Raw genomic sequence first — 10,952 nt, 5'->3', positions numbered from 1 at the left:
GCAGCGCGACCATCGCGATCAACGGCACCCAGCAGACCTTCCCGCCCGCCATCACCACCCACCAACGCAAGATCCTCGACGCCCTCAACCCCACGCGCCACGCACTAACCAATTGAGCCAACTCAGGCCGGACGCCCTTTGTCCCTCGGCGGGCCTTCTCGGTGGCTTCCCTGACCGCCAAGGCACGCTTGACGATGTTCTTCGAGACGCGCATGCGCTGAGCGATCACCTTGATCGGTATGTCCTTAGCCCGGTGCAACCGGCGGATCTCGCCCAGCCCCTTCACTGAGGAGGTCAGTTTTCACGCGACGCCGAGGTGGGCGCGACGCGATTGGGCTTCGGTCAGGGGTCGTTGTCCGGTGGGCGGCGGTCATTAGCGCGGCCGATTGTTGCGGCCACGGCGCCTGCCACGAGGCCGACGATGGCGCCCATGAGGCCGGTGCCGATCGCGCTGTCGGACGACTCGTAGCCTCCGCTTCCGTAGTAGCCCCAGAGAGCTCCCGCCGATGTACCGATGGCCGTCCCGGCGAGCGTTATGAGAAGCGAGCGCATGGGACGACTACATCACCGGGGCGAATGTTGGGGAAGCTGTGGATTGGAGTTCGCTGGGAGTTGAGCTCGTCTGGGCTGGTCAGGAGAAGTTATCCAGAGGGTCAGGGCATTTCTCCACAGGTTGTGGATAACTAGGTCCACAGCAGCGGGACGGGTTCACCTCTCGGGCGTGGCGTGGAGTTCGTTGACGCCCTCGATGCTGCCGGCGATGTGCTCGATCCCTGGCTGGCACCCACAGTTCCAGGATCGTCCTGCCGGATCGCGTAGCGCTCGGCGAGGGCTGCGTCCACCTGGAACTTTGTCACTTAACCGGAGCCGTGCGCGGGCACGGTCCAGTCGCGGGCGATCTTGATCGCATACTCCTCGTTGCGGACGGGACAGAAGATCGGCTGGTTGGGGAGGCCCGGGACCAGGGACGCCAGTCCGAGGTGCGTAGCAACTCCCTTTCCGCCGGGCTGACCGGGCGCCAGCGGGGCAGGGTGGACGTCCGCACAGGCTAAGCCGCCCGCTCTGCGCTCAGCACAAGATCGAACTCGGCGTGGCGGAACGGGGCCTGGACGCCATTGCGGGCGGCGGCCTCCTCGTCGTCTGACTCTGCGAAGTCGACGATGAGGCCCTGCTTGACTGCAAAGACGGCGTCCGAGTCCAGATAAGGGCTGCCCGCTACGAAGATGTGTGTGGTCAGCGGCATGTATCCGGGGGCTTGGACGATGAAGTGAATGTGCGCCGGACGGTAGGGGTGCCGCCGGGTGGCTTTGAGGAGCCGTCCAACCGGGCCGTCCGTGGGGATCGGGTAATGGCTGGGCACGATGGTGCGGAAACGGAACCGTCCCTCGGCGTCGGCGCGGAAAAGCCCGCGGCCGTTGCCGGACGGTTGCGAGCCTGGCTGCTGGACGTCGTAGAACCCCTTTTCGTTGCACTGCCACACGTCGACCTCTGCATGTGGAAGCGGCGTTCCGTCGGTGCTCAGAACGCGCCCTGACACCACGCATGGTTCGGCTTCGCCCACAAGGTCAATGGTGTCGCCGAGCGCGCGCGGTGGCGACTCGACCATGTGGAAGGGGCCTAGGACGGTGCTCTCCGTCCCGCCTTCCTGTTCGTTGAGGGTTTCCACGAGCATTGAGACGCCGAGGACGTCCGACAGCAGGACGAACTCCTGCCGTGTGTCAGTGCAGGTCTGGCCCACTGCGGTGAGAAACTCGATCGCCTGTTCCCACTCCTGGACGGACGGTCTGGCCTCGCGGACGAACGCGTGCAAGTGGCGGGTGAGCGTGTTCAGCAGTTCCTGGAGGCGTACGTCTGGAGTCTCGCTGAAACTGTTCTGGACGGCCTCCGTGGCGGTGTGCTCGTTGAAGTCCACGATGCCTCCCGACCTCATTGTCCACAGTCTGTGGAAAACTTCTGCGGCTAGTGCGGGCCTTCCCGTCCGCGACGGCCCAGCACTGAGTCCCATCTGCGGCCGACGTGGCCACGATTTCCGCCACACCATCCTCCACCCGGGAGGCTCCGCGTGTGTGGACGACGCGTCCGCAAGACCGAGTGCCCCTCTCACCGCAGCTAGTCAAGTTTGACTATAGGCCTAGATCAACCTACGCTCCCGGCATGGGCGAAAAGGCGATTCCGATCTATCCGTGCCGTTCGATCGAAGCGACCTGGGAGTTCTACCGGGCCCTCGGCTTCGAGCAGGCGTCCTGGCAGAAGCGTCCCAACCCCTATGTCGCCGTCCGGCGCGGTGACGTCGAGCTGCACTTCTTCGGGTGGCGGAAACACGATCCGGCCGCGTCCATGAACATGTGCTACATCGTCACTGCGGCTGTGGACGACCTGTACGAGGCGTTTCGCGGCGGCCTCAAGCAGACACTCGGCCGGGTCCCCGCACGCGGGCTGCCCAGGATCAGCGCACTACGGGACATGTCGTACGGCGTCCGGCAGTTCCTCCTCAGCGATCCAGACGGCCTCCAACTCCGCATCGGCCAACCCATCTCGGACGAACTGGGGCACGCACCCATCCCGGAGGGAAGAGTGGCCAAAGCCCTCCACATGGCCGCGCTCCTGGGCGGCGACTCGAAGGGGGACCACCGGGCCGCCGCCCGTATCCTCGACCGCCTGCTGACCACCGACGACCCCTTGACCTCATCCGATCGCCTCAAAGCACTGGTCCTACGGGCCGAAGCCGCCGTCCACCTGGAGGATTGGCCCCGAGCCGCCACCCTCATCACCGAAGCCCGCACCATTCGCCCAACGGATCTGTCCACCCACACAGACGACCTCCGTCGGCTGGACGACCTGGAGGACCAGCTCCCTACCGCCTGACCCCGAGCAGCGCGCCCACCGCCACCCTGATCGCTGCTGCGTCCCCCTTACAGATCCGTCCACCCCTGTAGACGACCTGGAGGACAGCTCCCGCTCCCTGAACCCTGGGCATCGTGACCTGCCGCGTGCCTGCTGTGAGATGCCAGGGACTCTGGCAACGCCTTCATTCCCGAAGCCTGCAGCGTTGTGCCTTACGGTTCCGTCCACCCATGTAGAGAAACCTTGCTGGCTGGACGATCTGGAGGCGTCGTTCGAGCAGCTCAGGGCGGAGCAGAAGAGTCGGTCACCAGGCGAAGGCCGACCGGCTCGACGCGGAAGTCGACGCGGTGCTCAAAGGGCGTCCCGAAACCTCATCGAGGGATCCCCTCCTGCTCTCTGAACTCAAGCATCGTGCCTGCGGTGTGACGCCGGGTGCGGCTGGCGTGCGTTCCGCTGCCGCCAGCCGGGGCCGGTGACCACACCCCGGGCCGTTGGCGAACTGGGGCCTTCCGTCATGCCGAGCCGGGTGACCTGGCTTCCTACCGTGACGGGTAAGTGAGAGCGGTAGTGGGAGGAGGCCACGCCGATGCGCTAGCGCCCAACAGACGCGGGGCCGGCACCCAAGGGGTGTGGAGGGGAGCAGGTTGGGGACGCGGCTGGGGATTATCGGTGGGCAACGTTGTCCACCGCTGCGCCCCGCCTGTGGAGGGTATTCGCCCACAGGCTGTGAACGGGATGTGGGCAACGGTGACCGAAGGCGGTCCTTGGCCCAGGTCAGCGGCTTTTCCACGACGTGGACAACGAGGTGAGCCGGTTGGGGGTGACCTGGGGAAGAATGGTGGACGTGGAGCCGGCCGGTCGTACCCAGGGTGTGCACAGAAGTTATCCACAGGTTGTGGATTCTGTGGAGGGCGGTCCAGTCGCGTGGATGATGGAGGGGACGGCGCCTGATGCGCCGCACAGACCGTGGAAAACCCGGCTGTTCTGGGGATCCGCCTGTGGATGCAACCTCCGGATCGCCCGTCACCAGGGAAGAGTAGGTGTGCGCAAACGCTGTCCACAGCCTGTGGATTACTGCCTTCCGCGCGTCGCGACGGCTCGGATTCTTCACCGCCCGCGGATCACCGTCGAGCAACGCACCGCCAGTCGCCCGGGTGACCGTCCAGCGAGGGCGGGATGAGATCCACGACGGCCTCTGTTGTCGAGCCCATGGCCTACATGCTCAGACTCGATGCCAGACGTGAGCCGAGTGTCGCGCCACGCCCGGCGCGACGGGTCCCGGCATGCGTACGATGGCCTGGGCCACCGGCCCTGGAAGCCCCTCCGGCCTGCGAACATCAGTTCGAAGGCGTGCTACGCTCCCGCCATGGGGCAGTTGCTGAACGAGCCGGTCCGGACGGAGCACGACCCGGCGGGACGGCTCACCGCGTACGAGTGGCGGGGGTCGCGCTACGCGGTGGACGAGGTGCTGAAGACCTACGGGACGGCCCGCGAGGGCAGGGTCTACCGGGTACGTGTCACGGGCGCCGAAGGCGTCGTCGTCGCGGAGCTGGGTCGTGACCAGGATCGCTGGCGGCTCCGGCACGTCTTCGCGACCTGACCTCCGGCCCGGTCGCGACGGTACGGCGGCCGCCGACCGAACCCTCTGGACCCGCGTCGGCGGAATCCAGGGCGCGCCGCTCGATCTGCTGACGGCCAGGATCGGCCGCCGCCACTACGCGCCGCACACCCATGACGAGTACGCCATCGGCGTGACGGTCGACGGCCTTGAGACGATGCGCTACCGGGGCGAGAAGATCTACTCGGCGGCCGGCAGCGTCGTCGTGGTGGAGCCGGGCGAGGCGCACACCGGAGGCCCGGCACGTCCGGAAGGGTTCGCCTACCTGTGCCTTTACCCGGGCGCCGAACTGCTGGGCGCCGCGATGACCGCCGAACCCGGCCCCGTGCCGGCGGAACCGCACTTCCGCGAACCGATCATCGACGACGTCCGCCTCGGTCAGGAACTGCGGCTGGCCCACCGCGCCCTCCGGCTCGGCGACGACCCCCTAGAGGGCGAATCCCGGCTGCTCGGAGTGCTCGGCGCCCTCGTCCGGCGGCATGCCATGGATGGCCCCCGGACGCTGCCGCAACGCGGACGCTCCGACTCCGGACGCGTCGCACGCCAGGTCGCGGCCCGCCTCTCGGACGAGCTGACCGCCCCGCCGACGCTCGCCGAGATGGCAGCCGACCTGGACCTCTCCCGCTACCAACTGCTGCGCGCCTTCCGCGACGCGATGGGCATGCCGCCGTACGCGTGGCTCGCCCAGCACCGGGTGACGCGGGCCCGCGCCCTGCTGGACCTGGGCCACCGCCCGGCCGAGGCCGCAACCCTCGTCGGCTTCGCCGACCAGGCCCACCTCACCCGCTGGTTCCGCCGCGTACTAGGCGTAACGCCAGGCGCCTACCGAAACAGCGTCCAAGACAGCGAGACCCACCGCCCCACCTCTTGACCCACGCTGGCCCGATCGCGTCGGCAAAGCCAGCCGTCCCGTCGAAGCGCCAACGGTTACCGGACGCCTTGCCCGCACGCGGGCCCGCCGTCCTGGGTGGTGGCGCGTCTGCCTGCTCGGGTTGGCTAAGCCTGCCGGTCGCGGGGAAGCCCTTCATCGGCCGGTTACCCGATGTCTGCCGTCACGCGGGGTCCGCTGTCTTGGGTGTTGACGTGCTTGTCCGGTCGGGTTGGCTGAGTCTGCCGTCCCGGTGAAGCGCCGGCGGTTACCGGACGCTTGTCGTCACGCGGGTCCCGTCGTCTTGGGTGTTGGCGCGTCTGTCCGGTTGGGTTGGCTAAGCCTGCTGGTCGCCCTTGTTGGCGGTTACCACGGGCGTGGCGTCTTGCGTGGTGTGCGTCGCGATGGCGTCAAGAGGGTGGCGGTCTGCTCTGGCCCCGTCCGTGATCAGTTCATCCTCGTCGCTGATTGCCTGAACGGGGGCCGAATCCAGCCGTCGCTGGATCTGTAGATGGGGCCGGACGCAGGCGCCGTAATCGTGGGGTGTGGACCGCAACAGCGTTCAAGACAGTGCGGTCCGCTGTCCCGCATTCTGGCAACGTCCGCCCCGATGGGGTCGGCCAAGCCTGCTGATCGTGGCGGGGCCCTCCTCGGTCGCCGTGAAGGGGCCGCCGACCGACGGCAGTGGTGTGGGCAGGGGGCACGGGAGCCCCAACCGGTGGACGGGAATGGAGGTCGTGTTGAGTCGCCGTGGATGGATTCTGTTCGCGCTGATGAGCGTGCTGTGGGGCGTCCCCTACCTGATGATCAAAGTGGCGGTCGAGAGCGTCTCGGTGCCCATGGTGGTGTTCTCGCGGACGGCGCTCGGCGCCCTCGTCCTGCTCCCGCTGGTGCTCCGGTCCGGGCAGCTGGACGTGGTCCGCCGGCATTGGCGTCCGCTGCTGCTCTTCACGGCGGTGGAGATTCTCGGCCCGTGGGCGCTGCTGTCGGACGCCGAGACCCGGCTGACCAGCTCGATGACCGGGCTGCTGATCGCCGCCGTCCCGATCGTCGGGGTGGTGCTGGCGAGGCTCACCGGCGACGCCGAGCGGCTCGGTGCGGTGCGCTGGGCGGGATTGCTGGTCGGGCTGACCGGCGTCGCCGTCCTCGCCGGGCCGCATCTCGGCGGCGGCAGCGCGTGGGCGATCGGCGAGGTCATGCTGGTCGCGGTCGGATACGCGATCGCCCCGATGATCGCCACCCGGCGCCTCCAGGACCTGCCGAGCCTGCACATGGCCGCGTTCGCGCTGGCCATCGCCGCGCTCGTCTACACCGGTCCCGCGATCGCCACCTGGCCGGACGCGATGCCGAGCGGACGGGTGCTGGCCGCGCTCATCGGCCTCGGCCTGATCTGCACGGCGCTGGCGTTCATCGTGTTCTTCGAGCTGATCCGCGAGGTCGGCACGTCCCGCGGCATGGTGTTCACCTACGTGAACCCGGCCGTGGCGGTCGCCGCCGGGGTCGTCTTCCTCGGCGAGCCCCTCACCGGGACGATCATCGCCTCGTTCGCGCTCATCCTCGGCGGTTCCGTCCTCGCCACGGCCCACCGAACCCCGGCCCCCGACACCCCGCAGGCCGGCGACGTGCAGGCCGGCGAAGTGCAGGCCGGCGAAGTGCAGGCCGGCGAAGTGCCGCCTGGGGGTGCACAGGCCGGGGTCGCCCAGACCGGCGACATCTAGGGGTGAAGTAGGGCAGCACGGTCAGTGGAGGGTGACGGTGAAGCGTTGGGGCTTGCTGGTGTTGCCGGACGGGTCCGTTGCGCGGTATTCGATGGTGTGGCGGCCCTTGCCGAGCTTGCCGTAGGTGAGGCTGTCGATGACGGTACCGTCCGCGGTGAACAGCCAGGGGGCGGCCGAGTCGGTCGGCCAGCCGAAGTAGTTGAACCAGCCGTCGCCGTCGACGCGGAACTCCGAGACGACCACGCCTGGACGGTCGTCAGTCCCGGTCAGCCGCATGGTGAACGGGCCGTCGAAGACGTACTCCGGCGTGTGTCCAGGGCGAAGTCGGCTCTGCGCGGCCTTGGACAACGCAAAGGCCACCGTCGGACGTTCCGCGTCGATCGTCCACACGCGGCTGTTGGAACCGACCCGCGCGACCAGCGTGTGCGTGCCGTTGGACAAGTGGAGGCGTGCGAGGGAAATGTCGCGGTCGCCGCCGTGTACGCGTCGTCCGTCGAGCTCCCAGCGCACCTTGGGAGCGAACCGTACGGGATGGGTCGTTTCCACGTACACGACGGAGTTGGCACCCACCGGCTTGTCGGTCGGCGTAGATGAGCTGAAGTCGACCGGCACAGTGGCCGGAGGCGTTTTCAGGCTGGTGTCCACCGTCCAGGTGCGGGTTTGGGTGAGTGCGGCCGACGACCGTATGGACGGGTCCCGGACGAAGGAAGTGGGGTCTGTGACCGTCACCTTGACCGTGTGCGTCCCCTTCTTCAGGTGCAGCCTGGACAGGTCGAGGTTGGGCCCCTTCCCCTTGGTCTTCCCGTCGACCGTCCATGTGACAGACAACCGGTGACCGGCCGGATGCATCGTTTCCACCCACAAAACACGGTCGTTGCCCACGGGAGTGTCCGTTGGCGTGTGCGCTTGGACGAGGTTGACCTTGGCTGAGATCCGCTGTGTCACCCGTTCACGCGCGACCTGGTCGTAGTAGTAGCCGAGCGTCTTCATCATCGAGTGCCGGCTCGGCCTCCACACACCCTTACTGAAGTAGAGCCCGCCCTCGTAACGTCCGATGGTGCCTCCGGACTCGCTCCGTTCGCCGAGCCACCGCCACCACTTCTTCTTCTGCGTCTTCATCTCGTGCTCGGTCAGCAGCGTGTGATGGATGGAGGCGGGCTCAGGACCGGTGTACGTCCCGCCAGGTACGCCCCGCTGGTAGTAGTCGTACTCGTCGTCCAACCCGCCCAGCGAGTGCCCGAGTTCATGTGGCGCTATGAGGGCCGACATGGCGTTGCCGCCGGAAGCTGTCGCGTACGTCCCGCCTGCACCGCCGTAGGTGTCGCTGTTGGCGAGCGCGAGAATCTGCCGGTTTTGTTGCGTCGCCCCTGGGACGAGATCCGCGTACGTCTTGGCCGCCGCAGAGTCCATGACGAGAAGGCGCTGAATGCCGTCCTCCCGGCACCCGCTCCAGAACGCCATGCGCAACGGTGTCGTGCGGCGCGGCGAAGACAGTGCGGGGTCGCAACTGACCCCGGACTCACCCGACGGGATCTCCACCGCGTACACGTTGATGTAGCTGCGGTACGACTTGAACGGCTCGATCGTCCACAGGTCGTTCAGATGCTTGGAGAGATCCGCGCGGAACTTTGGCATGTCCGCCGGCGTGTAGCCGTCGCCCATCACCACCAGGTTGAACCGCTTGGCGGGGTCGCCGGTGATCTGGATCGGCACCACCGTCGCGTCGGCCGGTTCCGCCGCCCGGGCGGGCGCCGCCATGAGCGGCAGGACGGTCACGGCCGCCGCCCCGATCACGATCTTCCTGCCCGTCCACATGCGCAGACCTCCTCGCGAGGGGCGCGCGCGGCGGGCGGGGGTGCGGCCGGACACGGCGCCTGGCCCGTCCCGCTGATCAAGCGGGACACGCCCGGATTATCGCCGGAGTATCCGGATTTGTCGCTACCTCTTCTCGCGCTGCCCGTCGGCGAGGCCCGCCGCGATGCGGTGCCCGCCCGAGCGCCGCTGCACGGCCGCCGACAGGACCGGGGCGATCCCGCCGATCCGGGCGCCGAGCCGCAGCCCCAGCGGCGCGACGTCGATCTCCGCGATGTTCCGCTCGATGGCGCGCACCGTCGCACGGGCCACGTCCTGCGGCGATCGCGTCCCGATCCCCTTCGGCAGGGACACGCCGGCGTCCGCGAACATGCCCGCGTCCCGGATGAATCCGGGGAAAACGGTCGACACGCCGATGCCGTGCGGACGCAGGTCCTCCCGCAACGCCAGGGCGAATCCCCGCATACCGAACTTTGTCGCGTTGTACAGCGACGCATGCCCGGACGCCGCCTTCCCGGACAGCGACGACACGAACACCAGGTGGCCGCGGCCACGATCGGCCATCTGCGCGGCGGCGAGCTTCGCCATCACGATCGGCGCGCGCAGGTTGACGTCCAGCGTCCGGTCGATCTCCGTGATCGAGTACTCGCTGAGCAGCCCGGACGCCGGCAGCGCCGCGTTCGCGACGAGCACGTCCACCCGTCCGGCCTCGTCCATGAGCGTCTCGGCCGCGGCGCGATCGGCCAGGTCCGCGACGATGGCGCGGCCGCCGAGCCGGTCGGCCAGCGGCTCCAGGACGTCCGCCCGCCGGCCCGTCAGCACGAGCCGGCCGCCGCGCGCGGCGAGCGCCTTCGCCAGTGCCTGGCCGATCCCGCCGGTCGCCCCGGTCACCAGGACGTTCGCTCCGCGCAGCTCCATGCCGAGATCATGGCGGATCACATCCCGATCCGCCACAGCAGCAGGACGATCGACGACAGCACCAGCCCGGCCGCGCCCAGCGGCACGTCCCCCAGCACGATCAGCGCGGTGCACCCCGCCGCGGTGACCCCCGCGATCAGCACCAGTGCCCGGCCCCCGGACCCGCCCTCCTCCGCCTCGCGCGGATCGAACTCACGTTCCCAGCGGTGGAAGTCGTCCTCTGCCATCGGCACTCCCGAAGGTCGTCCCCTCGGAGTATGCGTCCGTCCGGACGTCCCGGCGAGGGACGGTTCCATCGGACGCGCAGTCCGATAACGGCGAAGCGGGTGCGGACCGCCCGGCAACGGTTGCTAGGCTGCGGAGAGCCTGGGGAAGCAGATACTGATCGGCACATCCCCGGGTTTTGACTTCATAGTCGAGGTGAAGGGGTCCCACCGTGAAGAAGCTGCTCATTCTCGCCGTTGTCGCACTCGGCGGCTTCGCCGTCTGGCGCCGGATGCAGCAGGACCGCGCCGAGCTGGACCTGTGGACCGAGGCCACGTCGTCCGACAGCTGACACGCCGGCGACAGGCCCCGGCGTGAGCGACGCGGCACCGATCACCGTCGCCTGCATCGATCTCGCCGGGACCACCGTCGCGGACGGTGACACCGTCGAAACCGCCTTCGCCGAGGCGATCGCCACCCTGGGGATCGTCTCCGGCACGGCGGCGTTCCGACGTGCCATCGCCCACTTCGAGGACGCGCGCGGCCAATCCGAGCTCGCCATCTTCCGCGCGCTCTTCGACGAACCACGCGCCCAGGCCGCGCACCTGGCGTTCGAGCGATCCTACGGACAGCTCGTCGACCGGCGCGGCCTGTTTCCCGTGCCCGGAGCAGGCGACGCCCTGCAGCACCTCCGCAGCTCCGGCGTCCGCGTATGCCTGCTCACCGGTTTCGGCCGCCGCACCCAGGCCCGCGTCCTCGACGCCCTCGACTGGTGGGACCGCGCCGACCTGACCCTCAGCCCCGAGGACGTCCCCCGCGACCGCCCTTACCCGGACCTCGTCCTGACCGCGGCCCTGCGCCTCGGCGTGGACGACGTCCGCCACATCGCCGTCTGCGCCGCCACCGCCCCCGCCCTCCTGTCCGGCCGCCGCGCCGGCGCCGCCATCGCCGCGGGCGTCCTCACCGGCCC

At 68.8% G+C, this 10,952-nt stretch carries 11 protein-coding genes; 6 read left to right on the top strand and 5 right to left on the bottom strand.

Annotation, left to right across the window (positions count from 1 at the left end; all coding sequences use genetic code 11):
* Nucleotides 1-342: 342 nt before the first annotated feature.
* Nucleotides 343-552 carry a hypothetical protein gene (locus HUX53_RS23705; protein ID WP_176405430.1) on the bottom strand — a complete coding sequence of 70 codons (210 nt, stop codon included), beginning with the start codon at nucleotides 550-552 and terminating at the stop codon, nucleotides 343-345.
* A gap of 496 nt (nucleotides 553-1,048) precedes the next feature.
* Entirely contained in the window at nucleotides 1,049-1,930 is an 882-nt protein-coding gene (locus HUX53_RS23700; RefSeq protein WP_176405429.1) for a dioxygenase, read from the bottom strand.
* 224 nt (nucleotides 1,931-2,154) lie between these two features.
* Between HUX53_RS23700 and HUX53_RS23695 the strand changes: the two genes are divergently transcribed.
* The 4 genes from HUX53_RS23695 to HUX53_RS23680 all read left to right on the top strand — a co-directional run bounded on the left by HUX53_RS23695 (nucleotide 2,155) and on the right by HUX53_RS23680 (nucleotide 7,048).
* Entirely contained in the window at nucleotides 2,155-2,865 is a 711-nt protein-coding gene (locus HUX53_RS23695; protein WP_176405428.1) for a VOC family protein, read from the top strand.
* Between the two features lie 1,345 nt (nucleotides 2,866-4,210).
* Complete coding sequence (locus HUX53_RS23690; RefSeq protein WP_176405427.1) at nucleotides 4,211-4,444, top strand: hypothetical protein; 234 nt, start codon at nucleotides 4,211-4,213, stop codon at nucleotides 4,442-4,444.
* Nucleotides 4,401-5,333 (top strand): AraC family transcriptional regulator, encoded by a 933-nt coding sequence (locus tag HUX53_RS23685; protein ID WP_309237398.1) that lies wholly within the window; start codon nucleotides 4,401-4,403, stop codon nucleotides 5,331-5,333. Before HUX53_RS23690 ends, HUX53_RS23685 begins: the two co-directional genes overlap by 44 nt.
* A gap of 737 nt (nucleotides 5,334-6,070) precedes the next feature.
* The gene (locus tag HUX53_RS23680) at nucleotides 6,071-7,048 is read left to right on the top strand and encodes a DMT family transporter (RefSeq protein ID WP_176405426.1); all 978 of its coding nucleotides are present in this window, start codon (nucleotides 6,071-6,073) and stop codon (nucleotides 7,046-7,048) included.
* A 21-nt stretch (nucleotides 7,049-7,069) separates the two neighbouring features.
* On the opposite strand, the gene HUX53_RS23675 is transcribed toward HUX53_RS23680, so the two are convergent.
* From HUX53_RS23675 to HUX53_RS23665, 3 genes are all read right to left on the bottom strand, one after another.
* Nucleotides 7,070-8,863 (bottom strand): M64 family metallopeptidase, encoded by a 1,794-nt coding sequence (locus HUX53_RS23675; protein ID WP_176405425.1) that lies wholly within the window; start codon nucleotides 8,861-8,863, stop codon nucleotides 7,070-7,072.
* A gap of 123 nt (nucleotides 8,864-8,986) precedes the next feature.
* Nucleotides 8,987-9,778 carry an SDR family oxidoreductase gene (locus tag HUX53_RS23670; RefSeq protein WP_176405424.1) on the bottom strand — a complete coding sequence of 264 codons (792 nt, stop codon included), beginning with the start codon at nucleotides 9,776-9,778 and terminating at the stop codon, nucleotides 8,987-8,989.
* A 17-nt stretch (nucleotides 9,779-9,795) separates the two neighbouring features.
* Nucleotides 9,796-10,005, bottom strand: a complete 210-nt coding sequence (locus tag HUX53_RS23665) for a hypothetical protein (RefSeq protein WP_176405423.1) — start codon at nucleotides 10,003-10,005, stop codon at nucleotides 9,796-9,798.
* A 209-nt stretch (nucleotides 10,006-10,214) separates the two neighbouring features.
* Here HUX53_RS23665 and HUX53_RS40130 point away from each other — a divergent pair, with 209 nt between their 5' ends.
* Entirely contained in the window at nucleotides 10,215-10,334 is a 120-nt protein-coding gene (locus HUX53_RS40130; protein WP_217711122.1) for a DLW-39 family protein, read from the top strand.
* 22 nt (nucleotides 10,335-10,356) lie between these two features.
* Nucleotides 10,357-10,952, top strand: a 596-nt coding sequence (locus HUX53_RS23660) for an HAD family phosphatase (RefSeq protein ID WP_176405422.1), incomplete at its 3' end; no start/stop codon positions are given.

It is taken from the genome of Actinomadura sp. BRA 177, assembly GCF_013372625.1.
Lineage (GTDB): Bacteria > Actinomycetota > Actinomycetes > Streptosporangiales > Streptosporangiaceae > Spirillospora.
Note: the sequence above shows the minus strand (reverse complement) of the source record. Positions and strands in the feature narration are given on the sequence as shown.